The sequence below is a fragment of the Acinetobacter sp. Ac_3412 genome (genome assembly GCF_013072675.1).
Lineage (GTDB): Bacteria > Pseudomonadota > Gammaproteobacteria > Pseudomonadales > Moraxellaceae > Acinetobacter > Acinetobacter higginsii.
In genome coordinates, this window is sequence record NZ_LXUJ01000003.1 from 99792 (window position 1) to 126554 (window position 26763).

Annotated in this window: 23 protein-coding genes and 2 pseudogenes; 16 read left to right on the top strand and 9 right to left on the bottom strand. The window is 41.8% G+C overall.

Going from position 1 to position 26763, the window contains the following annotated elements; all coding sequences use genetic code 11:
- The first annotated feature begins 87 nt into the window (after positions 1 to 87).
- Positions 88 to 321, top strand: coding sequence for a hypothetical protein (locus tag A7P54_RS18795; protein WP_004804338.1), 234 nt, complete (start codon positions 88 to 90; stop codon positions 319 to 321).
- Positions 322 to 431: 110 nt separating this feature from the next.
- Entirely contained in the window at positions 432 to 863 is a 432-nt protein-coding gene (locus A7P54_RS02340; protein WP_004804336.1) for a GNAT family N-acetyltransferase, read from the top strand.
- Between the two features lie 11 nt (positions 864 to 874).
- Here the strand turns inward: A7P54_RS02340 and A7P54_RS02345 are convergent.
- Positions 875 to 1003 (bottom strand): annotated as a pseudogene (locus A7P54_RS02345) (helix-turn-helix transcriptional regulator); the annotation flags it as partial.
- 139 nt (positions 1004 to 1142) lie between these two features.
- On the opposite strand from A7P54_RS02345, the pseudogene A7P54_RS02350 reads away from it, so the two are divergent.
- Positions 1143 to 2288, top strand: a pseudogene (locus A7P54_RS02350) (alpha/beta fold hydrolase).
- Between the two features lie 66 nt (positions 2289 to 2354).
- Here the strand turns inward: A7P54_RS02350 and A7P54_RS02355 are convergent.
- From A7P54_RS02355 to A7P54_RS02370, 4 genes are all read right to left on the bottom strand, one after another.
- A complete protein-coding gene (locus A7P54_RS02355) occupies positions 2355 to 4418 on the bottom strand; it encodes an EAL domain-containing protein (RefSeq protein ID WP_171548532.1) in 2064 nt (687 codons plus the stop codon).
- Between the two features lie 486 nt (positions 4419 to 4904).
- Positions 4905 to 5921, bottom strand: a complete 1017-nt coding sequence (gene ilvC, locus A7P54_RS02360) for a ketol-acid reductoisomerase (protein WP_004655853.1) — start codon at positions 5919 to 5921, stop codon at positions 4905 to 4907.
- Positions 5922 to 6043: 122 nt separating this feature from the next.
- Positions 6044 to 6535, bottom strand: coding sequence for an acetolactate synthase small subunit (gene ilvN / locus A7P54_RS02365; RefSeq protein WP_004804329.1), 492 nt, complete (start codon positions 6533 to 6535; stop codon positions 6044 to 6046).
- Positions 6535 to 8259 (bottom strand): acetolactate synthase 3 large subunit, encoded by a 1725-nt coding sequence (locus A7P54_RS02370; RefSeq protein WP_016164748.1) that lies wholly within the window; start codon positions 8257 to 8259, stop codon positions 6535 to 6537. Before A7P54_RS02370 ends, ilvN begins: the two co-directional genes overlap by 1 nt.
- Before the next feature lie 508 nt (positions 8260 to 8767).
- On the opposite strand from A7P54_RS02370, the gene A7P54_RS02375 reads away from it, so the two are divergent.
- The 8 genes from A7P54_RS02375 (at position 8768) to A7P54_RS02410 (ending at position 19204) form a co-directional block, all read left to right on the top strand.
- The gene (locus tag A7P54_RS02375) at positions 8768 to 9115 is read left to right on the top strand and encodes a DUF4124 domain-containing protein (RefSeq protein WP_171548533.1); all 348 of its coding nucleotides are present in this window, start codon (positions 8768 to 8770) and stop codon (positions 9113 to 9115) included.
- Between the two features lie 143 nt (positions 9116 to 9258).
- On the top strand, positions 9259 to 11883 hold the full coding sequence (leuS, locus tag A7P54_RS02380; protein ID WP_171548534.1) for a leucine--tRNA ligase: 2625 nt from the start codon (positions 9259 to 9261) through the stop codon (positions 11881 to 11883).
- An 88-nt stretch (positions 11884 to 11971) separates the two neighbouring features.
- Entirely contained in the window at positions 11972 to 12481 is a 510-nt protein-coding gene (gene lptE / locus A7P54_RS02385; protein WP_004804322.1) for an LPS assembly lipoprotein LptE, read from the top strand.
- A 9-nt stretch (positions 12482 to 12490) separates the two neighbouring features.
- Positions 12491 to 13486, top strand: a complete 996-nt coding sequence (gene holA, locus A7P54_RS02390) for a DNA polymerase III subunit delta (protein WP_171548535.1) — start codon at positions 12491 to 12493, stop codon at positions 13484 to 13486.
- Between the two features lie 42 nt (positions 13487 to 13528).
- Entirely contained in the window at positions 13529 to 14359 is an 831-nt protein-coding gene (locus tag A7P54_RS02395; protein ID WP_171548536.1) for a Sir2 family NAD-dependent protein deacetylase, read from the top strand.
- A gap of 108 nt (positions 14360 to 14467) precedes the next feature.
- Positions 14468 to 15811 (top strand): MacA family efflux pump subunit, encoded by a 1344-nt coding sequence (locus tag A7P54_RS02400; RefSeq protein ID WP_171548537.1) that lies wholly within the window; start codon positions 14468 to 14470, stop codon positions 15809 to 15811.
- Between the two features lies 1 nt (position 15812).
- Positions 15813 to 17804 (top strand): MacB family efflux pump subunit, encoded by a 1992-nt coding sequence (locus tag A7P54_RS02405; protein ID WP_033133771.1) that lies wholly within the window; start codon positions 15813 to 15815, stop codon positions 17802 to 17804.
- An 11-nt stretch (positions 17805 to 17815) separates the two neighbouring features.
- On the top strand, positions 17816 to 19204 hold the full coding sequence (locus A7P54_RS02410) for an efflux transporter outer membrane subunit (protein WP_171548538.1): 1389 nt from the start codon (positions 17816 to 17818) through the stop codon (positions 19202 to 19204).
- Between the two features lie 57 nt (positions 19205 to 19261).
- Here the strand turns inward: A7P54_RS02410 and A7P54_RS02415 are convergent, their stop codons facing one another.
- The 4 genes from A7P54_RS02415 to orn form a co-directional block, all read right to left on the bottom strand.
- Entirely contained in the window at positions 19262 to 21028 is a 1767-nt protein-coding gene (locus tag A7P54_RS02415) for a tetratricopeptide repeat protein (RefSeq protein ID WP_171548539.1), read from the bottom strand.
- Positions 21029 to 21351: 323 nt separating this feature from the next.
- Complete coding sequence (locus A7P54_RS02420; RefSeq protein ID WP_005184938.1) at positions 21352 to 22155, bottom strand: enoyl-ACP reductase; 804 nt, start codon at positions 22153 to 22155, stop codon at positions 21352 to 21354.
- Between the two features lie 143 nt (positions 22156 to 22298).
- Positions 22299 to 23033, bottom strand: coding sequence for a Bax inhibitor-1/YccA family protein (locus A7P54_RS02425; RefSeq protein WP_171548540.1), 735 nt, complete (start codon positions 23031 to 23033; stop codon positions 22299 to 22301).
- 125 nt (positions 23034 to 23158) lie between these two features.
- Positions 23159 to 23719, bottom strand: coding sequence for an oligoribonuclease (orn, locus tag A7P54_RS02430; RefSeq protein ID WP_005184949.1), 561 nt, complete (start codon positions 23717 to 23719; stop codon positions 23159 to 23161).
- A 124-nt stretch (positions 23720 to 23843) separates the two neighbouring features.
- Between orn and rsgA the strand changes: the two genes are divergently transcribed.
- From rsgA to A7P54_RS02455, 5 genes are all read left to right on the top strand, one after another.
- Positions 23844 to 24902, top strand: coding sequence for a ribosome small subunit-dependent GTPase A (gene rsgA / locus A7P54_RS02435; protein WP_005319238.1), 1059 nt, complete (start codon positions 23844 to 23846; stop codon positions 24900 to 24902).
- Between the two features lie 94 nt (positions 24903 to 24996).
- Positions 24997 to 25413 (top strand): rhodanese-like domain-containing protein, encoded by a 417-nt coding sequence (locus tag A7P54_RS02440; RefSeq protein ID WP_005206809.1) that lies wholly within the window; start codon positions 24997 to 24999, stop codon positions 25411 to 25413.
- Between the two features lie 11 nt (positions 25414 to 25424).
- Positions 25425 to 25685 (top strand): glutaredoxin 3, encoded by a 261-nt coding sequence (gene grxC / locus A7P54_RS02445; protein WP_004804307.1) that lies wholly within the window; start codon positions 25425 to 25427, stop codon positions 25683 to 25685.
- Positions 25686 to 25717: 32 nt separating this feature from the next.
- Positions 25718 to 26176 (top strand): protein-export chaperone SecB, encoded by a 459-nt coding sequence (secB, locus tag A7P54_RS02450; protein WP_004655889.1) that lies wholly within the window; start codon positions 25718 to 25720, stop codon positions 26174 to 26176.
- Positions 26177 to 26264: 88 nt separating this feature from the next.
- Positions 26265 to 26753 (top strand): hypothetical protein, encoded by a 489-nt coding sequence (locus A7P54_RS02455; protein ID WP_171548541.1) that lies wholly within the window; start codon positions 26265 to 26267, stop codon positions 26751 to 26753.
- The last annotated feature ends 10 nt before the right edge of the window (positions 26754 to 26763 follow it).

Genomic DNA, 26763 nt, shown 5'->3' on the forward strand with positions numbered 1-26763 from the left:
CTTTCAGCAAAAATCAATGAACATCAGCTAGATAAGTTTTTCTGTATAGACTATGCTGCTTAAGCCACTTAAAAGCGATATCTCACAATGAACGATACATGTCTTTTAACAGAATTAGATCTCATCATTAATTATTATGTGACGAGAAATGGCTATCGGCCGACCCGAATTATTTTAGGTTATAAAACCTATGGCACACTGATGCAGGATCAGCGTTTTGCCGATGAGGTCATAAACTCAGCCCTTGATCCCAATAAGCGTAAATATAAAAAACTGAAAATTAAAGTCACCAAAGATGATCACCAACTCGAGTTAGAATAATCTAAATCACCCAGCGTCAGTATCATTTCCCTATCGGAAACGAAGCATAGAAATTCCGAATCAAATAGTAGTAAATTGACAGCTCTAAATATTTTAAATGTAGTCACGACATGATTATCAAAGCGTCTCAGGATGACCATCTTACTTTATTAAATATATGGGAAAAATCAGTCCGAGCGACCCATGATTTTTTACCAGAAACCATGATTGCTGAATTAAAACCGTTAATTTTGAATGAATATTTCCATCATGTTCAGCTGAATAAATACATGATTGATCAACAGATTGTAGGATTTCTAGGTACCAGTGATGACAATATTGAAATGTTGTTTATTCTGCCTGAATATCGAAGATCAGGAATTGGTAAGGCATTACTCGATTTTGCAGTCAAACAACTTCAAATCTATAAAGTCGATGTGAATGAGCAAAATCTGCAAGCGGTTAACTTCTATCAGAAAATGGGATTCCATACTGTGAGTCGTTCCGAACTTGATGGTCAAGGTAACCCCTATCCGCTTTTACATCTACAAATTACAGCTTGAGTGAAAGTGAGTTAATCTGACTCCTGCTCAAAAATAAATACTTGTTCAATGCTGAGATCAAATGCATGTGCAATTTTAAAGGCTAATGACAGACTGGGATCATAGCGCCCCTTTTCTATGGCATTCATGCTTTGCCTCGAATCGAATTGCAACCCGAATCTCTACTTTGACTGAATTGATCATTTTGAAAGACAAGTTAAGCAAATGAGTCACTGAGCAAATTTACTTTTTCTTCTAATATGCGCCTACTGAATAGTAACCTTCGAGCTTTAGGTTCACATGACTCAATCGCCAAAAGTTAAACGCAGTTTTCTCAAAACACAAACCGCGCAAAAAATGCTGAATAGCCCTGCGAGCCGTCAAGCACGCAAGATCCTCTCTAATGCGCGAGATCGTATTTTACGTGGACAACAGCTTGCGCTCTCAGGCAAAACACCTTTTGATATTGTGTACCAGCGTGAAATCATCAGCCTACGTCACTACACAGCTGCGACTGACAGCACGGTCAAGCATCGTATTCCATTGGTGATCGTGCCACCCTTGGCAGCCAATATGCTGATCTACGATTTGTTCCCAAATCGCAGCTTAGTCCGTTATTTTCTAGCCCAAGGTTTTGATGTTTATCTGATTGACTGGGGCACGCCGAGTCTACGTCAAGCCAAATATAATCTTGGCACTTACGTTAAAACTTTTATGCCAGACTTTATCGAAAAGATTCGAGAGCACAGTGGTCAACAACAACTGTCACTGTTTGGCTGGAGTTTAGGCGGAGCGTTATCGCTCTGCTATACCGCTTTATCACAAGATAAAAATATTCAGAATCTGATGATTTTAGCTTCACCGATTAACACGCATAAATCAGGTTATATGGGCAAGTTTTATCAGCGTCTTACCGTTCCTGCACAGTGGATTCGCAGTAATACCAAATTCCGTATTCACCAAGTACCCAGCCGCGTCTTTCATATTCATGGCTGGCAAAATACCTTGGGGTTTAAACTCACCGATCCAATTGGGAACTTTAAAAACTATTAGGAGTTGTTAAAGAACCTCGATGATCGCCAATTTGTGATTAACCATGCCACCTCAAGCTCTTTTGTGGACAATATGCTGGCTTACCCCGGTGGTGTCATGCGCGATATTATTTTGCGTTTCTGGATTGATAATGAGTTATCGACAGGTTCTGTTCAATTTGGTGAGCAAAGCGCGAATCTAAAAGACATTGATTGTTCAGTACTGGCAATTGGCGGCAGCAGCGACATTATCGTCACCGCAGAAGCAGTACGCCCACTCATGGATTTAATCAGCAGCAGCGACAAGCAATTTGAAATTGTACCGGGTGGGCATATGGGTCTGGTCTCAGGCAGTCAAGCACCACAGTTGGTCTGGCCTGTGGTCACACAATGGTTAGCACCACGTTCTGAATAAATTGCTTCATTCAAAAACAAAAAAGCTGCCATCATCGGCAGCTTTTTTAATATCGATCTCGCTTGATTATGCAAAATGCTGATAACGATGCAATACCAAACCTTCAACATTGACAGGCGTGCCCAATAAATAACCCTGTAACTGGTTACAGCCGAGACTGGTCAAAATATCTGCTTGCTGTTGGGTCTCTACCCCTTCTGCAGTGACAACTAAACCTAATTTTGCAGCCAAATGGATAATACTTTCCAGAATCGCTTCTTCTTTTGAATTTGGTTTGAGATCAATTAAGAAGCCACGATCAATTTTGAGTTCATCGACAGGTAAATCTTTTAAATATAAGAAGCTTGAATATCCAGTACCAAAGTCATCAATCGCAATGCGGATGCCAAGCTTACGCAAACGCTCCAAGGTACGAATACTGGAATCAATATGATGCATAGCCGTGGATTCAGTAATTTCAAGAATGAGATGATGCGGTTGGATTTGGTATTGTTCTAATAATTGTTCGAGGACACTAAATAGCTTTTTATTTTCGAATTGTAATGCAGAGAGATTAACAGCAATTGGATAAAACGGACTATTACTTCGTTCCCATTTCTGGATTTGCTGACAGGCTTGTTCCAGTGCCCAATACCCCATTGGAATGATCAAACCCGTTTTCTCTGCCCCTTCAATAAACATTTGCGGGGTCAGCAGTCCCAGTGTGGGATGCTTCCAGCGAATCAGGGCTTCAACACCACAGACTTCATAATTGCATGTAAATTTGGGTTGATAGAACAGTACAAATTGTTGTTCATCGACAGCTTTGTACAGATCATTGATCAGTTTAGACTGACTACGTACATCTTGCTGATCTGACATTGTATGGAACATAGTATAGGTATTACGGCCCTGATCTTTTGAGATCAGCATGGCAACATCAGCATTAATCAGTAAGTCTTGAACATTGGTGCCATGTTCAGGGTACATGGCAATCCCGACACTGGCAGAAATATTAATATCTTTGGCCGCAATCAAATAGGTTTCTTGGATGCAATGCAAGATATCTTCTGAAAGCTGCATTGCTTCATTGAAATCTGTATCTTCCGAAATTAAAACAAACTCATCACCACCAATACGAAACAGCTTATGATTATCACCAAGCTTAGTGTATAAACGGTTTGCCATCTGAATCAGTAATTGATCACCAATATGATGCCCAAAAGCGTCATTCACGGATTTAAAACGGTCTAAGTCAATATATAAAAATGCTGCTTTCTGGCCATTTAAGCGATGATGATTAAACACCACTTCGGCATGTTCAGTCAGGTATAAACGATTCGGTAGCTTTGTGAGCGCATCATGTAAGGACTGAGTAGCAAGCTCTTTGTTGATAAGCGTAAGTTGTTCATTGCGTTCTTCTAACCGTGCTTCGAGTACGGCAACCGCAAAGCCTGCAACTAACACCAGACTGGTAATAAAGATAATCGTGAATAATAAGACGCTTTGCTCTGTCTGCTCAGAAGTCAGGATTTGCGCTAGGCTTTCATCAAAATAAGTCGCAGCCATACCCGTATAGTGCATGCCAACAATACTTAGCGCCATTAACACGGCAACCACTGCTTTGAGTAAAGTACGATAGGTAACCGCGGTTTTATATTTAAAAATGAAAAAGAAACTTAAGCCTGAACCACTGATTGCAATCAATACAGAACACAACACCAGTAAAGGATCATAATGCATGGCATGATTTTCAATGCTCAATGCGGCCATACCGGTATAGTGCATCCCCGATATACCGAGTCCCATAAATACAGCGCCAAGGATTAAGCGTGGTATCGGCAAAGTCGGTCTTGAGGTCAGCCAAACAGCAAAAATAGAGGCAACTGCGCCAATCAAATAAGAAAGTACAGTTAAATTAACATCAAAGTGATAGCCTTCCGGCAAATGGCTAGCCAGCATTCCCACAAAGTGCATTGACCATATCGCTAACCCCAAGATTAGCCCGCTCGCAATCAAAATGCTTTTTTCAAACTTTTTATAAGCACCTTTAAAAACGAGTTCTTCCATCGAAACTGCAGCGTAACATGTCGCGACTGCAACCAAAATGGAAACGATGACCAATGTGCTATCGTAATCAACGTGAACCATAAAGGACTTCCATGATTATTCAGTACTTTTTTTTATATGATGAGCAAAATGCCCGAAATCCGAACGACGTTTTACACCCAAAGAAGCCATGAATATGGTATTCATAAACTTTCCTTAACAATAACATCATCTAGCATAAGGTCAAGTCTTTTTCACTTTATAAATCAATAGAATAAAAGCACATTTTCATTTCAAACCAATGAAAAATCTTGTTTTTTTATTACATTTTTTTTACCAAAAGACTCATTTTATTTTGCTAAATCATTTTAATTTTTAAGTTATTTCAATTTGTTTGTTTTTAATCGTGCAGATACCCCAAAGCATGCAACACTTTTTAGTTTAAATCAGCGCTGCAAATGAGTAGCAACATGATCAAAACATAAACAATATAAGCTTATTTTTCAAGCTACATTGTTATAACTCTGTTATCACAGCCCATAAAAAAGCCCCTGTACAAACAAGGGCTTTTAAAGATTAAACTAAAACTTAGTTTTTCTCTTTATCAACAATCTTGTTCGCTTGAATCCAAGGCATCATCGCGCGTAACTTATTACCAGTTACTTCAATGCCATGCGCTGCGTTTTGACGACGACGAGCAGTCATTGATGGATAGTTCAACGCACCTTCTTGGATGAACATCTTCGCGTATTCACCAGATTGGATACGTTTCAATGCATTACGCATTGCTTCACGAGACTGTTCGTTGATTACTTCAGTACCAGTCACATATTCACCGTACTCAGCATTGTTAGAAACTGAGTAGTTCATGTCTGCGATACCGCCTTCGAACATCAAGTCAACAATTAACTTAAGTTCATGTAAGCATTCGAAGTAAGCCATTTCTGGTGCATAACCAGCTTCAACCAAAGTTTCGAAGCCCATTTTAACCAATTCAACCGCACCACCACAAAGAACTGCTTGCTCACCGAATAAGTCAGTTTCAGTTTCTTCACGGAAAGAAGTTTCGATGATACCCGTACGACCACCACCTACACCTGAAGCATAAGAAAGTGCAACGTTACGCGCATTGCCAGAAGCATCTTGATGGATCGCGATTAAGTCAGGAACACCTGAACCACGTTGATATTCAGAACGTACTGTGTGACCAGGTGCTTTAGGCGCAACCATGATTACGTCTAAGTCTTTACGTGGAACAACTTGGTTATAAAGAATAGAGAAACCATGAGCAAATGCTAAAGTTGCACCTTCTTTGATGTTTGGTTCAATCACGTCACGATAAAGTTGAGATTGGAACTCATCTGGAGTCAAAATCATGACTAAGTCAGCTTGAGCAACAGCAGCTGGAACTTCAGAAACTTTAAGACCTGAATTTTCAGCTTTTTTCCAAGAAGTAGAACCAGCACGTAAACCAACAGTTACGTCTACGCCAGAATCTTTCAAGTTAAGTGCATGTGCATGGCCTTGTGAACCATAACCAATGATTGCAACTTTCTTGCCTTGGATGATTGATAAGTCACAGTCTTTATCGTAAAAAATTTGCATCTGTTTTCTCCATGAAAACTTTAAAATATGTTGGGTATTTCCCCCTCACCCTAACCCTCTCCCCAAGGAGAGGGAACTCCTTCTCCCTCTGGGAGAAGGTTGGGATGAGGGTTTTTAAAAACTTAAATTGTTAAAACTTTTTCGCCACGCGCGATGCCTGATACACCAGAGCGTACAACTTCAAGAATGGTATTTTCTGCAAGTGCATCAATAAAACCATCAATCTTGTCCGTTGTACCTGCGATCTGAATGGTATAGGTCGTTGGTGTTACATCAACAATTTGGGCACGGAAGATGTCAGCTGTACGTTTAATTTCCGCACGTGCTGCACCCAAGGCTTTCACTTTGATCAACATCAATTCACGTTCGATGTGTGAACCTTCTGACAAATCAACCACTTTTACAACTTCAACCAATTTATTCAGTTGCTTGGTGATTTGTTCAATTTTGTGATCATCGCCATAAGTCGTTAAGGTTAAACGAGATAAGGTTTCATCTTCGGTTGGTGCAACATTCAGTGTCTCAATGTTGTAATTACGTTGAGAAAACAACCCCACCAAACGAGAAAGCGCACCAGCTTCATTTTCAACGAGTACAGAAATAATATGTCTCATTATGTACGCTCCCCTTTGCCTAACCACATATCTTGCATTGATTGCCCAGCAATCAGCATTGGATATACATGTTCTGTACGGTCTACCATGACATTAATGAATACACATTTATCATTAATTGCCATCGCTTCAGCTAACTTAGATTCCAGCTCATCCGCATGATCAATCTGAATACCAACATGACCGTAAGCTTCCATTAACTTGGCAAAGTCTGGTAATGAATCTACATAAGAACTTGAATGACGTCCTTCGTAGTTCATGTCTTGCCATTGCTTTACCATGCCCAAGGCTTGGTTATTTAAGCAAAGGATCTTCACATTCAAGCCATATTGCTTGCAGGTCGATAATTCTTGGATACACATCTGAATCGATGCTTCACCGGTAATACAAACCACTTGCTGATCTGGGAATGCAAGCTTTGCAGCCATTGCATACGGCAAGCCAACACCCATGGTGCCTAAGCCACCAGAGTTGATCCACTGACGTGGACGTTTGTATTTGTAGTAGTTCGCACCAAACATTTGATGCTGACCAACGTCAGAAGTAATGATGGCTTCGCCATTGGTCACGCGATCTAATGCCTCAACCACTTGCTGTGGCTTCATTACACCATTTTGACCAGCGTCATAACGTAAGCCATGTACCTTACGCCACTCATTAATCTGAGACCACCATGCCGCAATTGCTTCAGGGTTTGGCTTAGATACATTCATTTGTTTCAATTGAGCCAACATTTCTTGAAGTACAGGTTCTACCGCACCCACGATTGGGATATGCGCCATAATCGTCTTCGAAATGGTTGCTGGATCAACATCAATATGAATCACTTTGGCATTGAGACAGAATTTTGCAGGGTTATTGGTTACGCGGTCATCGAAACGCGCACCAATGGCCAAAATCACATCTGCATTATGCATTGCCATGTTGGCTTCATAGGTACCATGCATCCCTAACATTCCCACGAATTGTGGATCGTTACCAGGGAAAGCACCTAAACCCATTAAGGTATTAGTGACTGGATAACCTAATAAATGTGCAAGTTCTGTCAATAAGCCAGATGCATTACCTTGAACAACACCACCGCCCGTATAAATCATTGGGCGTTTAGCCGTAATCAACTCATCAATCGCTTTACGAATTTGACCTGAGTGACCACGTGAAGGCGGTTGATATGAACGCATCTTCACTTTTTCTGGATATTCGTAGGCAAATTTTTCTGCAGGGTTGGTCGCATCTTTCGGAATATCAACAACGACTGGACCCGGACGGCCAGACGAAGCGATATAGAATGCTTTCTTAATAATTGCAGGAATTTCACTCGCGTGACGCACTTGGAAACTGTGTTTTACGATTGGACGAGAAATACCAACCATATCGGTTTCTTGGAACGCATCCTCTCCAATAAGATGGCTTGCAACCTGACCAGACAAAATCACCATTGGGATTGAGTCCATGTAGGCTGTTGCGATTGGAGTGACGGTATTGGTAGCGCCTGGTCCAGAAGTGACCAGTACCACACCTGTTTTACCTGTTACGCGTGAGTATGCATCTGCCATGTGACCAGCAGCTTGCTCATGACGCACGAGGTAATGGTTAATTTTGTCTTGTTGAAATAGCGCATCATAAATATGTAATACAGCGCCGCCTGGATACCCAAAAACATGCTCTACGCCTTCGTCCGCAAGCGCACGAACGAGCATTTCACCACCAGATAAAAGTTCCAACGTGATTCACCCTAGTATTTTGCACAATTTATGGGAGACATAAATTGTGTTCATTCATTAACTTTTGCACTTCTTATAAGTGTGCGTATTCTACTCGTTTTTGCTGCAATAGGAAAAATTTTCTGAGACTCATCAGCCGTATAAACTTGATGACATCTCGAATCAAAATGTGCTGGGATAAGCATATTTCAAAAAATCATTCTCTCGGCTAGAAAGAATGTCCATTGCAAGCCATGACATTTATTCGAAGGGTGATCAAATAAACACATATAAAACTTGAGAAAGCATTCTTGTTTCTTTCATAAGCAATGTCAAGAACAAAGAAAAGGATTTTAACGAATATTTTTTAGCTGCCGTTTTTTTAAACACATTTCACAGAATAATTTGGTCTTGTTAAACGCCCATTTATCAAAAAACTATTTTCTTTTTGCTTTAAAATAGGCATTGTAAACTGCTTATTTAGACACTTTGATCGAATATATTCAGCATTCTCTTGGGGAGATCAAATATGAAGACATCTTATTTAAAAACAATCCTATATACAATTTCAGCCGCTACTTTATTGCTTTGCTCTAGCCAAAACTATGCACAACAATATTACAAATGGGTCGATGCCAATGGCTCTACTCATTACACCACTACGCCGCCGCCCAAAGGTGCAAAGCGTTTGGACAAAGTTTCAACGTATGGCAATAGCCATCAAAGCACCAATCCAACGAATCAACAAAGCCATCAAGCGAATCCTGAAGTCACACCGAATGTAACACAGCAAACACCGCCGACAGCGCCATCCACTCCAGCGAACTCAGTTAAACCACAAAGCCCTCCACCTGCCGCAGCATCATCAGAGCGCTAAATAGCGATCTAAACCTGCAAGGTCATCTTCAACACGGCGGCCTTGCAGATAAAATCCCGATCTAAAAACTGACATTTCCTACAATTTTGCGCTATGCTGTGCAGCAATCTTAACTTTACTTTTTTGTTGTATCGCATATCCCTATGACGACTTCTCACATTGACTCCGAATATCAAGCAAGTGCCATTGAGCCTCAAGTTCAACAAGACTGGGACAATCGCAAAGTTTTTAAAGTTGCAGACACTGTAGAGGGCAAACATCGCTATATCCTGTCGATGTTCCCGTACCCAAGTGGCAAACTGCACATGGGGCATGTGCGTAACTACACCATTGGTGACGTGATCAGCCGTTTCCATCGCTTAAAAGGCGAAACAGTATTACAACCAATGGGTTGGGATGCATTTGGTTTACCCGCTGAAAATGCAGCGATTGCACACCAAGTTGCACCAGCAAAATGGACTTTTGAAAACATTGCCTACATGCGTGACCAATTAAAAAAATTGGGTCTGTCTGTCGACTGGGATCGAGAGTTTGCAACGTGTACACCAGAGTACTACCACTGGGAACAATGGTTATTCGTACAACTTTATAAGAAAGGCTTGATCTATCGTAAGTTATCAACCGTGAACTGGGACCCCGTTGACCAGACCGTACTTGCGAATGAACAAGTTGAAAATGGTCGTGGTTGGCGTTCAGGTGCATTGGTTGAAAAACGCGATATTCCAATGTACTACTTCCGCATTACCGACTATGCACAAGAATTATTAGACGATTTAGATACGTTAAAAGATGGTTGGCCACAACAGGTCTTGACCATGCAACGTAACTGGATTGGTCGTTCAACCGGGATGGAAATTACCTTCCCTTCTGCGAATCCAGCAATCTATGCAGATGGCCTAACCGTTTATACCACGCGTGCTGATACCTTGATGGGTGTGACTTATGTTGCTGTTGCAGCAGAACACCCAATGGCGCTTAAAGCGGCTGAAAACAATCCTGAACTTGCAGCATTTATTGAAGAATGTCGTATGGGTTCAGTTGCCGAAGCGGATTTAGCCACGGCTGAAAAGAAAGGTATGGCAACAGGTTTATCTGTTAAGCATCCAGTGACTGGCGCTGAACTTCCTGTTTGGATTGCCAACTATGTATTGATGTCATACGGTTCAGGCGCTGTGATGGCGGTTCCTGCACATGATGAGCGTGATTTTGAATTTGCCAATAAATTCAACTTGCCAATCAAACAAGTGATCGATGCCCAAGGTGCTGATGATGCAGCATATTCTGCAACTGAATGGCAAGAATGGTATGGCTCGAAAGATGGCAAACTGGTTAATTCGGGCGAGTTTGATGGTTTAGCATTCCAAGCTGCTTTTGATGCCTTCCTTGCAAAATTAGAACCACAAGCTTTAGCTAATTCTAAGGTTCAATTCCGTTTACGTGACTGGGGTGTTTCTCGTCAACGTTACTGGGGTTGCCCAATTCCAATGATCAACTGTAATAGCTGTGGTCAAGTCACAGTTCCAGAAGATCAATTACCTGTGGTATTACCGACCGATGTGGTTCCAGATGGTTCTGGTAACCCATTGAACAAGATGCCTGAATTCTACGAAACCAAATGCCCAAGCTGTGGCGGTGATGCGCGTCGTGAAACAGACACCTTGGATACCTTTGTAGAATCCTCTTGGTACTATGCACGTTATGCCTCTCCAGACTTTACTGGCGGTATGGTAAAACCTGAAGCAGCACAAAGCTGGCTTCCTGTGAACCAATATATCGGTGGTGTTGAACATGCAATCTTGCACTTACTTTATGCACGTTTCTTCCATAAATTGATGCGTGATGAAGGTGTGGTACAAGGTAATGAACCATTTACCAACTTGCTCACTCAAGGCATGGTGTTGGCAGATACCTTCTACCGTGAAGCAGAAAACGGCAAGAAAACTTGGTTCAACCCTGCTGACATCGAATTAGAACGTGACGAAAAAGGCCGTATTCTATCTGCGAAATATTCACGTGATGGTCAGGAAGTTGTGATTGGCGGACAAGAAAAAATGTCGAAGTCAAAAAACAACGGCATTGACCCACAGGCGATTATTGATCAATACGGCGCAGATACTGCACGTGTCTTTATGATGTTTGCTGCACCACCAGATCAATCACTCGAATGGTCTGATGCAGGTGTTGAAGGAGCTAACCGCTTCTTGAAACGTGTATGGCGTTTGGCTGCTGGCTTCTTGGAAAAAGGCAATCAAGCAACGGCGATCGATACTGCAAACTTATCGAAAGATGCGCAAGATTTACGTCGTAAAACCCATGAAACCATCCAAAAAGTGGGTGATGACATCGAACGTCGTCATGCGTTCAACACGGCAATTGCCGCATTGATGGAATTACTCAATGCCAGCAATAAGTTCGAAGCAAAAGATGACAATGATGTAGCTGTTGCACGTGAAGCAATCACCACATTGCTCACCTTACTTGCACCATTTGCACCACATTTGAGTCAAACTTTGTTAACTCAGTTTGGTTTGGAATTAACGACGATCGAATTCCCGCAAGTGGATGAGTCAGCGTTAACCCGTAATACACAAACGATTGTTGTACAAGTGAATGGTAAACTTCGTGGTAAGTTAGACGTCGCAGTCGATATCTCAAAAGATGATTTATTGGCATTGGCAAAAGCCTTACCAGAAGTACAACAATTCTTGACTGGCCCTACCAAGAAAGAAATTGTGGTACCAAATAAACTTGTTAACTTAGTAGTTTAATAATCCTTTCTAACCTCTCTTAAAAAAGAGAGGTTTCCCCCTTCTATAAGAAAAAGGGATTAGAAAAGATTTCATTCGAGGAATAAATATGCACTTAGCGCAACGTGCAGCTGCTATCGTACTCACTTTAGGCCTAAGTGCAGGCTTAGTCGGCTGTGGCTTTCATCTAAAGGGAAGTAATCCAACAGCAGCGCCACTGGTCTATAACAAACTCACGCTCGCCATGCCTGCGAGTACCAGCGAACTTGAAAATAAGCTCAGTATTTATCTCAGCGCTACCGGTGTTCAACTGAGTAATGCCAATGATGCTTATGTGCTTCGTATATTGGATTACACCCCTCGCCGCCAATTACTGAATGGTAAATTGACAGAAGTGTTGTTACGTTTAACCGTGACCTTCCAGATTGAAGACCGCCAAGGCAAAAAAATTACCGAACCCCGTACCTTAACCGCTTCTCGTACCTATCAATACGACGTGGCAACGGTCAACACTGATAACCAACAAGAAGCTTATCTAAACCGTATTGTGATTGATGATGTGGCGCAGCAAATTACGCGTCAAATCGCAGCCAATCGTTTACCTAAAGCTCAACCTTAATTTGTCATTATGAAACTAGATTATGTTCAAGCATTAAAACGTGTTGATGAGGCTCGCGGTGCATGGATTATGCACGGACAAGAGCCTTTGCTTGAACAAAATCTGCTCGACACTTTCCGCAAAAGCTGGCAACAACAAGAGATTGAACGCCAACGTTATGACATTAGTAGTGTCAATGACTGGAAAAATGTCTTTAATGCACTCAACAGTTTATCGCTATTTTCGCAGCAACTTGCAATTGAAGTGCATGGCAATATCAAACCCGATGCCAACGGCTTAAAACTGCTGAAGCATTATATTCAACATAATGAACATAACCTCTTACTGATTGTTTTACCGAAGCAAGACAGCAGCAGTTTAAAGTCAGCTTTTTTCCAAGTGGTCGAAGCCAATGGTGTTGTGGTTGCGCTGACGGCGACCTACCCACAAGACCGACAACGTATTTTAAGCATAGAAGCCGAAAAACTGGGGATTCAACTGAATCATGATGCTTGGCAATGGTTGATGCAGCATCATGAACATAACTTGTTGGCTGCTAAAAACAGTTTAATGCGGGTTGCGGATACTTTCCCCGATATCCAACAGATTCAGATTGAACAATTGTATTCCTGCTTACAGGACCAATCCCGTTATACGACTTATGATTTAAGTGATGCCTTGCTTGCTGGAAACTTGGCACAGTCAGTCAAGATTTACCAATATCTAATCGCTGCGGGTGAGCCTGATAGTCTGATTTTATGGACCCTAAGCAAAGAAATGCGCTTACTGATGCAGCTATTTGAACAGCCACATAATGCGATTCAACTTGGGATCTGGAAAACCAAAGTATCACAATATCAACAAGCTCTACGTCGTTTAAATCCAAGACAGTTTCTAACTTGGTCTGATTTATTGTTGCGTATTGATGCAGCGATCAAAGGTATGTCCAAAGAAAATCCAGAACAACTGATGCTACAAGCCTTAGCTGAACTGTGTGGTACTACACTGTTTGCTCGACCTGCTTAGAGCATTCATCTCCATCACATAATAAGAATAATGGATCAACGCATGTCATTCCATTTAAGCCCTGACCAAATCAAGCAGATCAAAAATCTATTCCAACAAGCCGACAGCCTGATCATCAGTGCAGGTGCTGGTATGGGCGTCGATTCAGGTCTGCCTGACTTTCGAGGTAATCAGGGCATGTGGCAAGCCTATCCCGAACTAGGTAAACAACGCATCGATTTCACCGAAATTGCCAATCCAGCCGCGTTTAAACGGCATCCACGTTTGGCTTGGGGATTTTATGGACACCGTCTGGCACTGTATCGTCAGACCACACCCCATTCAGGCTTTCTACAACTGAAGCAACTGACAGAAATATTAGAACTCCCTACTTTTGTATTTACCTCGAATGTTGATGGCCAATTTCAAAAAGCGGGATTTAATCCTGATCACATTTATGAATGTCATGGTTCAATTCATCATCTGCAATGCCTAGATGCGTGTACACAGACCATTTGGCCCGCAGATGAATTAAGACCAGAAATCGATCATCAGGACTGTCAATGGCTGGGGCAATTGCCACAATGTCCATACTGTGATGGTCTGGCACGACCAAATATCTTAATGTTCAATGATATGGGTTGGTTAAGCCACCAACATGATCAGCAGGCAAAACACTTAAAAGCTTTTCTAAAAGATCATCAGCGTCCTGTGGTGATCGAAATGGGCGCTGGTACAGCCATTCCAACCGTACGTTATTTTAGTGAGCAATTTGCGCCAGGTCTGATTCGAATTAACCTACGTGAATATACGCTCCCTGCATCAGGTGGCATCGCCCTTGCAACAACGGCTGAACAAGGTGTGCGTAGTATTTATCAGATTTTTATAGAATAACTTATCGGCAAAAAAGCAAATAATTCTCATTCTAGATTAAAAATATTCACGCTTTATCCTTATTTCACTTTTATACTAAGTCCAGTTTTTCACTTTTGACCTGCTGCCATGCCAAAAACAAACGTAAAAAAAATCCAACCGCGTAAAATCATTATGATCGCTATCGGGGTGCTGATCATTGCAGCGCTCGGATGGATGTTCTTCAAACCTAAAGCCCAAGCACCACAATATATTAGCGCTGAAGTCTCTCGCGGCGATATCGAAGATTCGGTATTGGCAACTGGGGTACTGGAAGCCACCAAAATGGTAAGTGTCGGTGCGCAGGTATCGGGTCAGGTGAAAAAAATGTATGTGCAATTGGGTGACCAAGTCAAACAAGGTCAGTTGATTGCGCAAATTGACTCGATTCGCCAAGAGAACGAACTCAAAACAGCCGATGCCAGTATTAAAAATCAACAAGCGCAGTTGGCAGTACAGCAAGCCAATTTAGCCAAGGTTGAAGCGGAATATAAACGCCAACAAGCCATGTATAGCCAAGATGCCACTTCGCGTGCTGAACTCGAAAGTGCGTTGGCAAACTTTAAAACAGCTCAGGCACAAATTACCTCGATTAATGCACAAATCGAGCAATCTCGCCTGACCTTGGCTACGGCAAAAGAAGATTTAGGTTATACCCGTATCGTGGCACCGATGGATGGCACCATTGTGGCGATTGTGACGGAAGAAGGTCAAACCGTAAACGCCAACCAAACTGCACCGACCATCGTGAAATTAGCAAAACTCGATACCATGACCATCAAGGCACAGATTTCTGAAGCCGATGTCATGAAAGTTGAACAAGGTCAAACCGTGTATTTCACCACTTTAGGCAATAGCGATAAAAAACATTACGCTAAATTGCGCCAAGTGGAACCTGCACCAAATTCGATTAATACCGAAACCAGCAGTAGCAGCAGCTCATCAACGTCGAATGCTGCGGTGTACTACAACGCTTTATTTGATGTACCGAATGAAGACGGCAAACTTCGTATTGATATGACCGCACAGGTTTATATTGTGTTGGCCGAAGCAAAGAATGCACTGACTGTGCCTGCGGCAGCCATCCAAACTCAACGTGGTAACCGTGCTAAGGGTGGCCAAGCCAATGGTGCTTCATCAGCTGATCAAGCGAAAAAACCAGATGCTGACAAGACACAACGTCCAAAACGCCTAGAGCTCAGTGAAGAAGAAAAAGCACTGGTTGCACAAGGCAAAGCTTCAACAGGTATGGTTCGTGTCTTACAAGCTGATGGTACGGCTCAGCCGCAACCAGTATTGATTGGCCTGAATAACCGTGTCACCGCACAAGTGCTTAAAGGTTTAAAACAAGGTGATCAAGTGGTGATTGCAGATGCCTCAGACAGTTCAAATGAAGCAGCCAAACGTAGCAATCAACGTGCAATGAGAATGTAATATGACTCAAAATCAAACACATTCATCACAACCACTACTTGAAGTCAGTCAGCTCACCCGTGAATTTCCTGCGGGTGAAGGAACTGTACAAATCCTTAAAGGCATTGATTTAAAAATTTATGCAGGTGAGTTGGTTGCGATTGTCGGGCAATCAGGTTCGGGTAAATCCACCTTGATGAACATCTTGGGTTGTCTTGATAAGCCCAGCGCAGGGAGTTACAAGGTCAATGGTCGAGAAACACGCCAACTAGAACCAGATGAACTGGCACAATTACGCCGTGAATATTTTGGTTTTATTTTCCAGCGTTATCACTTATTGGGTGATCTCAGTGCTTCAGGTAACGTTGAGGTTCCTGCAATTTATGCGGGTGTAGACAGTCATCTTCGCCAAGAACGTTCTGCCGAACTGTTGTCCGAACTGGGGTTAGAAGAACGTTTGCATCATCGACCAAGCCAGCTATCTGGTGGTCAGCAACAACGTGTGTCGATTGCACGTGCGTTGATGAATGGTGGTGATGTGATTCTTGCCGATGAACCCACAGGTGCATTGGATAAGAATAGTGGTGTCGAAGTAATGCGCATTTTGCGTGAGCTGAATGCCAAAGGCCATACCATTATTCTGGTCACCCATGATCTCAATGTCGCGAAAAATGCGACCCGAATTATTGAGATCAGCGACGGTAATATTATTTCCGACCGCGCCAACACGCCTGAACATAATGACCCCGAACTGGAGCATCAAACCTTAGAGCGTAACCCGCAGAAGAAAACCTCTGCTTGGCGTTCGTTCTTCGATCGTCTTGGTGAAGCATTCCGTATGGCATTGCTCGCCATGAATGCGCACCGTATGCGTACTTTTTTGACCATGCTCGGGATTATTATCGGGATCGCATCCGTAGTTTCGGTGGTGGCGTTAGGCAATGGTTCACAGAAGCAAATTTTAGAAAATATTAGTAGTCTGGGCACCAATACCATTACCGTGTATCAAGGTCGTGGCTTTGGTGATAACTCACGAACCTCACAAGTCAAAACACTAGTCCCTGCCGATGCCGAAGCACTGGCAGAACAGCCCTATGTCGATGGGGTTAGTCCTTCTGCCAATACCAGTTTAACCCTGCGTTATAAAGATACTGAGGCAGCGGCAACGGTCAATGGGGTCAGTTCTGATTTCTTCTATGTCCGTGGTATGACCTTTAAATCAGGACAGCCTTTCGATAAGGCAAGTGTGACTGAACGTGCCCAAGATGTGGTAATTGATACCAATACTGAAAAGACCTTCTTTGCTGATGGCACCAATCCTGTCGGTCAAGTATTGCTGTTAGGCAGTGTACCGAGTCGAATTATCGGCGTGATTGATGCCCAGCAAGGCTTTATGGGAAATTCAGACAGCCTGAATGTTTATCTGCCCTACTCTACGGTCATGAGTCGTATGTTGGGGCAATCCAATGTTCGTAGCATCATCGTGCGTATTAAAGATGAATACCCAAGCAGCGCCGCTGAAAATGCGATTCTGACCTTGCTGGAACAGCGTCACGGCGCACAAGATGTGTTTACCCAAAACTCTGACAGTATTCGTGAAACCATCCAGCAAACCACTGCAACCATGACCCTGTTAATTTCTGCAATCGCTGTGATTTCTTTAGTCGTAGGCGGTATTGGGGTGATGAACATTATGCTGGTTTCTGTGACTGAACGAACCCAAGAGATTGGCGTACGCATGGCGGTTGGTGCTCGACAAAGTGACATTTTGCAGCAATTCCTGATTGAGGCAATTCTGGTCTGTTTACTGGGCGGTATCTTGGGTGTACTCCTATCTTTAGGGATTGGACAAATCATCGGACACTTTGCCAAAGGCGTGATTGAAATGAGTTATTCAACCACCTCGATTGTTGCAGCCTTTGTCTGCTCAAGCATGATTGGTATTGTATTTGGCTTCTTGCCAGCACGAAATGCGGCACAACTCGATCCAGTTGCTGCTTTAGCGAGAGAATAAGGAATTTGAGTATGTCTTTTCAATTCACAAAATTAGGACTTGCACTGGTACTCACTGGTTCCTTAGCTGGCTGTTCTGCTGTCGTCAAAACACCCTATAACGCACCAACAGTCCAAGTGCCGCAACAGTTCCAGTACGATGCACAAAAAAGTAAAAGTATCAATTTAACTGATCAATGGTGGACGCTATTTAACGATACCCAGTTGAATCAATTGGTCGATCAAGTGTTGGCTAAAAATAGTGACTTAAGTGTCGCAGGCATCACCCTGCAACAAGCCCGACTACAAGCAGGGCTCGCTGAAAATAAACAAGGAATTCGAACCAGTTCAAGTGTCTCTGCGGGTCATAATTATGATCTGCGTTCTGGCGATGGCTCTGACCGTGGTTTATCGACTAGTGTTGGCGTCAGCTATGAGCTCGATTTATTTGGCAAGCTTGCCAGTCAAACTGAAGCAAGCCGATGGGAAGCCTTAGCCACTGAGCAAGATTTACAAGCGACTGCACAAAGTCTAGTTGGTACGACAGCAAAACTGTATTGGCAGTTAGGCTATCTGAATGAACGCTATCAAACCATTCAGCAAAATTTAGCCTCAACTCAAAAAACCTATTCTTTGGTGCAATCACAATACAAAGCAGGTGCGGTATCTGGTTTGGACCTCACCCAGGCTGAACAATCGGTGCAAAGCCAAAAAGCCAGTCTCAGTCAGATTGAACAACAGCGTGTTGAAGCACGAACTGCCCTTGCAGTCCTGCTGCATGAACCTGTACAACAACTGAATATTCAAGAGCCTGCGCAGTTACCTCGCAATGCCTTGCCGAATATCGCGGTCGGACTCCCTGCTGATATTTTATCGCGTCGCCCAGACCTACAAGCATCTGAGTTACGCTTGCGCAAGACTTTAGCGAATAAGGATGCAACTAAAGCCAGCTATTATCCTTCGATTAATTTGACTGGGAATGTTGGCTCTTCCAGCACGTCTTTAACCCAACTGTTAAAGAACCCAGCCTTGACGCTAGGCGCAAGCTTAAGTCTGCCCTTCTTGCAATATAACGATATGAAGAAGGATATTACGATTAGTGATCTGGAGTATGAAAAAGCCATTACCCAATATCGTCAAACGCTATACCAAGCTTTTGCCGATGTGGAAAATGCATTATCAAATCGCACTCAACTGAATCAGCAAGTGCAGTTACAGCAACGTAATGTTGAGCTAGCAGATAAAACAGAACGTTTAACCGAAGTGCGTTATCGCAATGGTGCGATTGCGTTAAAGAACTTATTGGATGCGCAGGAAACCACACGTAATGCACGACTCAGCTTGGTTGAAACCAAGCAGAATCAATACAATGCCTATGTGACTTTAATGCAAGCTATGGGTGGAAGTCCTGTTAAAGAGTAATCCCATCTAAACGTATAAAGCCGATATTTTAAATACTCAATATCGGCTTTATATTCTTCATAAGCGTTCTAATTGCTGTATCGCTTTTTCAAAACCTTGAGATGCGGCTTGCTGATAATAGCTTTTCGCCTTTTCTTGGTCTGCTAAAACCCCACGACCATAGTAATAAAGATTGCCAAGATTAAAACTACTGTCGATATTGCCTTTCTTATTTGCTTGCTCGAATAAGGTAAAAGCTTCTGAATAATTCTGCTCTACTCCATATCCATTTTCATACATTTCTCCCATATTATTGATTGCAGAAGCATCCCCTTTTTGCATTGCTTGTATGAACCAATAACAGGCTTGTTCATAATCCTGAGTTACACCACGCCCTAAAGCATAGAATGCCCCTAGATTATTTTGTGCTTCGATCACACCAGCATGCGCTGCTTTTTGATACCAGAAAAATGCTTTGTCATCATTTTGATGAACATCTACGCCTTCTGCATAAAGTGTTGCGAGTCGATATTGTGATGAAGGATGATTGAATTGCGCGGCTCTTTCAAAATAGTCCAGTGCTTTATGGATATCTTTGTCAAAAACTTTTCCTTCAATATATACCAACCCCAATAAATTCAGTATCGATTGTTGAGAAATATCAGAACTTTGGAACTGTTCTAAATCAAGCAATGTTTTCTGAATATATCCTTGTGCTTTTTGGATATTCTCGGGGCTAGGCTCAAGTTCAACCAAACATACTGCATAGCCGACAGAACCCGCCAAGCTACCTAACTCAGCACTTTGCTGTAAATAAGGGAACGCCTTATGTGCATTTGGTTGAATGCTTTGACAACCATATAAATATAATAAACCTAAGTTATCTATAACTTGCTGATGACCTTCTGTGTCAAGCATACTCTCCCATAATACAATTGCACGTTGGATATTTTCCCTATCCAAGTCATTTTCCATTAGTAATGCACTGCCTAGATCAATTGTGGCTTGTATATGTCCTTGATCAACAGCCTTTTGTAGCCAATGCTGAACTTGCGAAAAATCAACAGAGGTTCCTAAGCCATACATATACAACATACCTAGATTTGCAATTGCCTCAAGGTTATTACTTTCAGCTGCACGCTTGATCCAATAAAATGCTTGTTCAAAATTTTGGTTTGTGCCATGCCCCGTAAAATAACAACAGATTCCAACTAATCGTTGTGCATCTGCATGTCCATTCTCGGCTAATGCCAACCATTTAATAAACGCCCTAACCTGATTTTTAGTAACACCCAACCCGACGTAAAAAGCCCACGCCAACTGATTTTCAGCATCTACATTACCTAGATCAGCTGCTTTTTGATACAACTGAAAAGCGTATTGGTTGTCTTGAACAACATCTTCTCCGAGCTCATACAATCGAGCAATTTGAAACATCGCTTCATGACATTCTTCATTTAATTCCAACGCTTTATGAAAATATTCCAAGGCAAGTTTAGGATTTCTCTCAGCGACTAAACCATCCAGTGACATCGTACCCATTAACACATTCGACAAGGGAAAAATTTCAGCGACCTCAGACCAGAGTTCATAAGCTTTTTTATAATCTTGTGGCACGCCATCACCATCAAAATAGGCAAATGCGCTGTGATAAATTTGATAATTCTGCGTTAGAGCCTGTAACGATTCCTCGGTATATTCAATATCAGCATCTATAAGTTGTTGTCGAAGTTCATGTTCCAAACTTGATTGAGTATTTTGTTTTCGCTTTTCTGATTTTTCAATTCGGTCTACTCCCCAATAAATCATAATTGCAACAACAAAAACGACGATTAACCAAAACATTATTCCCCCTAAGTATTAATAATTATTCATTTTATTCCACCTAAATATTACATTATCAGAAACTTAGAACAATAATATTTCATTTAATTTATTTTCATTCTAAAGCTATTTAAATAGGTAGCATGAGATTTTAAATTAAAATTAAACAATCCCCAATGAAATTGACTTCCCTATATAATTTAAATGCAACAATGGTTTAACAGTATAGAAAAACATAATAAATGAGTTCAAAAGATGAGTTATATTTTTAGAATTCTACTATGTTGCTAAAAAAATAAAGCCGCTATAAAAGCGGCTTTATCAAATAATTTAGAGCAATCTAATTATTCATCATCCATCATGCTTTGGCTCATACCAACCGTATTAAAACCACCATCAACATACATGATTTCACCAGTAATACCTGAAGCCCACGGCGAGCAAAGGAATAATGCGGCATTACCCACTTCTTCAATGGTCACATTACGTTTGAGTGGGGCAATTTTTTCATTGGCATCTAACATTTTACGGAAAGACTTGATGCCTGATGCGGCCAAAGTACGGATTGGGCCCGCAGAAATTGCATTGACACGAATACCATCTACACCCAAGCTTGATGCTAAATAACGAACGCCTGCTTCTAACGATGCTTTCGCCATCCCCATCACGTTATAGTTCGGCATCACACGCTCAGAACCTTGATAAGTCAAAGTCAATAAACAACCTTGACGCGCTTGCAATAATGGTTTAGCCGCACGTGCCATCGCGATAAAGCTATAGGCACTAATGTCATGCGCAATTTTAAAACCTTCACGGTCGGTCACATCAGTAAAGTCACCATCGAGCGTATGTGCAGGTGCAAAACCGATTGAATGTACCACACCGTCTAAACCATCCCAGTGTTTTGCCAATTCAACAAAAGCATTGTCAATTTCTGCGTCAACAGCAACATCACAAGGAAAAACCAGTGTTGAACCAAACTGTGCTGCAAAATCATCGACACGTTTTTTCAGCTTTTCATTTGGATAAGTAAACGCAAGCTCTGCACCTTCACGGTGTAACGCAGAAGCAATACCGAAAGCAATCGATAATTTACTTGCAATACCGGCAATTAAAAAACGTTTACCAGCTAAAAGTCCTTGTGACATCTTATTCTCACTCGAAAAATTTTCACCACATGATGCCAATAATCAGCGCATTGCGGAATTGCATAAACCATCTTTTTTACAATCTTGCATAAAAAAATCGCCTCCACTTGAAGACGATTTGTATTTTTTACTTGAATCAGAACTTAATCATCACCGCGTAACAGACTCAATAAACGCAAGAATGAATAATACATCCACACCAATGTTGCCAATAAGGCGATGGCACAGATCCATTCAAATGCTTTTGGTGCGCGTTGTGCAGCCGCATTTTCAATCAAGTCAAAATCCAAGATCAGATTTAATGAAGCAATCACCGCAACAAAGGCAGCAAAGCCAATACCCAACCAGTTGCTTTCAAAGATATAAGGAATACTTGAACCAAAAGCCAAACGTAAAATGATTTGCACCACAAATACCAAGGCAATGGCAATCGAGGCAGAAATCACAACCGCTTTAAACTTTTCAGTGGCACGAATCACTTGGAATTTATATAAGGCAAATAAAACCAATGTGGTCACGAAAGTCGCAAGCAAGGCTTGTAAAGGAACACCTGGATATTTCAACTGGAAAATAAACGATACGCCACCTAAAAACGCCCCTTCAAATAAGGCATAAGGAATGGCTAAAGCTGGTGCAGTATTGGATTTAAATGTGGTAATCAAGGCAAGGATTAAACCACCAATTGCACCGATAATTGTTGCAGCATAGGCAATCGAAAGATTCGCTGTCATCGCACAGTAGAAAAATAAGGCCATACCTAGAACGGCAGCAATCACAGTTAGAAGTACAGATTTTTGGATCGCACCCTGAATGGTCATGGGCTCAGCCAAATCTTGATAGGTTTCTACCCGTGTTAAAATAGGGTTAGTACTTTGCATGTACGCTCTCTTTTTTATAGTTTGCAATTAAACATCGAGTTTAAGCGATTTTTTGAGCAAGCCCAAATTTTTTCACGCATTAAAAAAGGAGCCTCCGCTCCTTTTATGTATTACCCAATAATCGATTACTTATCGTTATTCATAATAAAAAAGTATTCACGATAGTATTTCAATTCTGCAATTGAATCACGGATGTCATCCATCGCCAAGTGTGAGGCATTTTTCTTTAAACCACTCATAATTTCAGGTCTCCAGCGTTTCGCTAGCTCTTTCACCGAAGACACATCTAAATTACGATAATGGAAGAATTGTTCCAATTCAGGCATCAAACGATGCAAGAAACGGCGATCTTGGCAAATCGAGTTACCACACATTGGTGATGATTTTGGACTCACCCATTTCTTTAAGAACTCAAGGGTTTGCTGTTCAGCATCTTGAGCCTTAAGTTTACTACGGCGTACCCGCTCAATCAGACCCGACTGGCCATGTTGCTTGGTATTCCACTCATCCATCGCATTTAGAATCAAATCAGATTGATGTACCGCTAAAACAGGTCCTTCAGCCAAGATATTCAAATGGTCATCTGTAATAATTGTTGCAATTTCAATAATCTTGTCGTTATCGGTATCAAGACCTGTCATTTCCAGATCGATCCAAATTAATCGTGTATCAGGGGTGCTACTCATGGATGGCGATTCTAAAGTGCTTAAAAACATCAATAGTAGCAAATTAATTACATCTTGGCTGTAATTCTATAGTGGCTTCGTGCTATTTTTGCGGTCTTCAAAGTGTGGATTTTTTGGGATATGAATGGCTTTAATTCGTAAGCGTCGTTTAACCGAACAACAGCAGCGTCGTATTGAGAAACAGCATAAATCACGTCAAGACGACATTGACACATCGCAAGATCTGGATGGACTGGTTGTTCAGCATTATGGTCGTCAACTCGAAGTACAAGCTTTATCTGTGCCTGAACAGCACCCTGAAAAACCACAAGTGGCTGAAGGTGAGCCAGAACCGTTCTGGAAACCGATTGAACTCGACAGTGTTTGGCGTTGTCATACCCGTACCAACCTAGAACTTTTGGTCACAGGCGATCGAGTTAAATGGCAGGCTGATCCGATTACCGGTTTAGGCATTATCACCGCGATTTATCCAAGACAATCGCTCCTGACCCGCCCCGATCGTTATCACAAAGTGAAACCCGTCGCAGCCAATATCAGTTTGATTGTGATTGTATTTGCACCTTTACCAGAACCTGCACCCACATTGATTGACCGCTATCTGGTCGCTTGTGCCGATGCCAATATTCCAGCACTGTTAGTCCTGAATAAATCAGATTTACTGACTGAAAATGACCCGATTCTCACCTTGCTCAGTGAATATGAATCTTTAGGTTATGAAACCTTGATTTGTCATTCGCAAGGTGACTTATCTGTGCTTTCAAACCGCATTGATAATGAAACGGTGGCTTTCGTGGGGCAGTCAGGTGTTGGAAAAAGCTCACTGATCAATACCATCGTTCCCGATGCGGCCCAGAAAACCAATATCATTTCTGAGAACTCGGCACTGGGTCAGCACACAACAACATCGACACGTTTGATTAAATTTGGAACAAACGGTGCGTTGATTGATTCCCCAGGAATCCGTGAATTTGGGCTGTGGCATCTCAGTTTAGAAAAGGTTCGTACCGGTTTTCCAGAGATTGAAGCGCATTTAGGGCTATGCCAGTTCCGTAACTGCACCCATACCCATGAGAAAAATTGTGCGCTGAAACAAGCGGTTGATGCTGGCGAAATTTTGCCGCGCCGTTTAGACAGCTATTTACGTTTACTGGATGAAATTCAGGAAGCACAGCAAAAAAGTTAATTTTCTTCGCTGCTTGCCCTTGAACTAAAGATTTTGATCACCATTGAGATAAGTTATACTCAGGGTCAATTTTGATTTTAACTTTAGGTGACTTGTGGAACGCTGGTTAGAGTTTATGGGGAATCACCCCTTCTTATTTGGTACGCTCGGCGTGTTAATCGTGTTGTTCTTTATTTTAGAAGGGCAACGCAATGGTCGTAAAATTTCACCACAATCTCTAGGTATTTTGGTCAAGGCAAAAAATGCCATCTTGATCGACTTACGTGATGGAAAAGATTTCCGTGATGGACACATCAGTGGCAGTCGTAACATTCCATACAGCCAGATTACAAGTCATATCGATGAATTAAAAGCAAGTGATCGTCCACTGGTCTTCATTTGTAACTTAGGTCAGGTTGCAGGCTCAGCATTGCAGAAAGTTGGTCATACCGACAGCTACCGCTTAGACGGCGGTATTAGCAACTGGAAAGCTCAAGGCTTACCTTTAGTGAAAAGCAAAACCAAAGCTTAAGGAGAGATAAAATGACTACGCAAAACGTCACCATTTATTCAACGCTTTCTTGCCCATATTGCGTACGCGCAAAACAATTACTTGAGCGTAAAGGCGTTGCTTATAAAGAAATTAATCTTTCTAATGAAGCACCAGAAGTTCGTCTTGAGTTAATGCAACGTACCAATCATCGTACTGTGCCGCAAATTTTTATCAAAGACCAATTTATTGGCGGTTTTGATCAACTTTATGCTTTAGAGCGTGAAGGCAAACTCGACCAATTATTAGCTTAACAACATCTAAATCCAAGATTTAAGGAAAAACAATGAGCGAAGAACAAGTTCAACCACAACTCGCGTTAGAACGTATCTATACCAAAGACATTTCTTTTGAAGTTCCAGGTGCACAAGTTTTTACCAAGCAATGGCAACCTGAACTGAACATCAATTTATCTTCTGCAGCAGAAAAAATTGATCCAACTCACTACGAAGTGTCTTTAAAAGTTGTGGTTCAAGCAAACAACGAAAATGAAACTGCGTTCATCGTTGATGTAACTCAATCAGGGATTTTCTTGGTTGATGGTGTAGAAGAAGATCGCCTCCCATACATCTTAGGTGCTTACTGCCCAAATATCTTGTTCCCGTTCTTACGTGAAGCGGTCAATGATTTAGTGACTAAAGGTAGCTTCCCGCAATTGCTGCTTACACCAATCAACTTTGATGCTGAATTTGAAGCAAACATGCAACGCCTACAAGCGGATGCAGATGCGCAAGGTCAAGCATAAGGCTTTAGCCTTGAATCAAAAAAACCACAGCAACTGCTGTGGTTTTTTTATCATAATAAAAAAGATCCGAATAAAACGAGAATAAACCATGACCACAACACTTTATCCGCTATGCCAACAGGTCTTTCCTGAACTAACACAGGTTCCTCATCCTGCTCATGCACACGATTTTCATCAATTTATCAATTGGGCCAACACCTTACATTCCAACATTCAATATGTTGAGTTAAAAGAATACTATGACAATGACACCGACAAGTGCTATCAACTACAACAAGCCCAAGTCGATATTGAACAACTGAATAATCGTATTGAAGCTGAGGTTGAACAAGTCTTCGCTGAATATGCAGAGAGCGCTCCAGAACAGCAGAATGAAATTGATTTTGCTGAACATATCTATGCGATTTTATTTGACAATATCTATGCGGTTGCAGAACAACATGGTCTGGCCTTGCTGCTGATCTCGAATGAAAATCCTTATTGGATGCTGGTTCCCGACCAAACTGAGCAGATTAATCACCTGATTGAGGCTTTTAATGCAACGTTTTCAGATGTTGAGCTCTATCACTATGTTTAATATTGAGTAG

What these genes read in the sequence shown, in the direction of transcription:
- A7P54_RS18795 (WP_004804338.1), top strand. Translation starts at nt 88, where the DNA reads ATGAACGATACATGTCTTTTAACAGAATTAGATCTCATCATTAATTAT.
- A7P54_RS02340 (WP_004804336.1), top strand. Translation starts at nt 432, where the DNA reads ATGATTATCAAAGCGTCTCAGGATGACCATCTTACTTTATTAAATATA.
- A7P54_RS02355 (WP_171548532.1), bottom strand. Translation starts at nt 4,418, where the DNA reads ATGGTTCACGTTGATTACGATAGCACATTGGTCATCGTTTCCATTTTG.
- ilvC (WP_004655853.1), bottom strand. Translation starts at nt 5,921, where the DNA reads ATGCAAATTTTTTACGATAAAGACTGTGACTTATCAATCATCCAAGGC.
- ilvN (WP_004804329.1), bottom strand. Translation starts at nt 6,535, where the DNA reads ATGAGACATATTATTTCTGTACTCGTTGAAAATGAAGCTGGTGCGCTT.
- A7P54_RS02375 (WP_171548533.1), top strand. Translation starts at nt 8,768, where the DNA reads ATGAAGACATCTTATTTAAAAACAATCCTATATACAATTTCAGCCGCT.
- leuS (WP_171548534.1), top strand. Translation starts at nt 9,259, where the DNA reads ATGACGACTTCTCACATTGACTCCGAATATCAAGCAAGTGCCATTGAG.
- lptE (WP_004804322.1), top strand. Translation starts at nt 11,972, where the DNA reads ATGCACTTAGCGCAACGTGCAGCTGCTATCGTACTCACTTTAGGCCTA.
- holA (WP_171548535.1), top strand. Translation starts at nt 12,491, where the DNA reads ATGAAACTAGATTATGTTCAAGCATTAAAACGTGTTGATGAGGCTCGC.
- A7P54_RS02395 (WP_171548536.1), top strand. Translation starts at nt 13,529, where the DNA reads ATGTCATTCCATTTAAGCCCTGACCAAATCAAGCAGATCAAAAATCTA.
- A7P54_RS02400 (WP_171548537.1), top strand. Translation starts at nt 14,468, where the DNA reads ATGCCAAAAACAAACGTAAAAAAAATCCAACCGCGTAAAATCATTATG.
- A7P54_RS02405 (WP_033133771.1), top strand. Translation starts at nt 15,813, where the DNA reads ATGACTCAAAATCAAACACATTCATCACAACCACTACTTGAAGTCAGT.
- A7P54_RS02410 (WP_171548538.1), top strand. Translation starts at nt 17,816, where the DNA reads ATGTCTTTTCAATTCACAAAATTAGGACTTGCACTGGTACTCACTGGT.
- A7P54_RS02415 (WP_171548539.1), bottom strand. Translation starts at nt 21,028, where the DNA reads ATGTTTTGGTTAATCGTCGTTTTTGTTGTTGCAATTATGATTTATTGG.
- A7P54_RS02420 (WP_005184938.1), bottom strand. Translation starts at nt 22,155, where the DNA reads ATGTCACAAGGACTTTTAGCTGGTAAACGTTTTTTAATTGCCGGTATT.
- A7P54_RS02425 (WP_171548540.1), bottom strand. Translation starts at nt 23,033, where the DNA reads ATGCAAAGTACTAACCCTATTTTAACACGGGTAGAAACCTATCAAGAT.
- orn (WP_005184949.1), bottom strand. Translation starts at nt 23,719, where the DNA reads ATGAGTAGCACCCCTGATACACGATTAATTTGGATCGATCTGGAAATG.
- rsgA (WP_005319238.1), top strand. Translation starts at nt 23,844, where the DNA reads ATGGCTTTAATTCGTAAGCGTCGTTTAACCGAACAACAGCAGCGTCGT.
- grxC (WP_004804307.1), top strand. Translation starts at nt 25,425, where the DNA reads ATGACTACGCAAAACGTCACCATTTATTCAACGCTTTCTTGCCCATAT.
- secB (WP_004655889.1), top strand. Translation starts at nt 25,718, where the DNA reads ATGAGCGAAGAACAAGTTCAACCACAACTCGCGTTAGAACGTATCTAT.
- A7P54_RS02455 (WP_171548541.1), top strand. Translation starts at nt 26,265, where the DNA reads ATGACCACAACACTTTATCCGCTATGCCAACAGGTCTTTCCTGAACTA.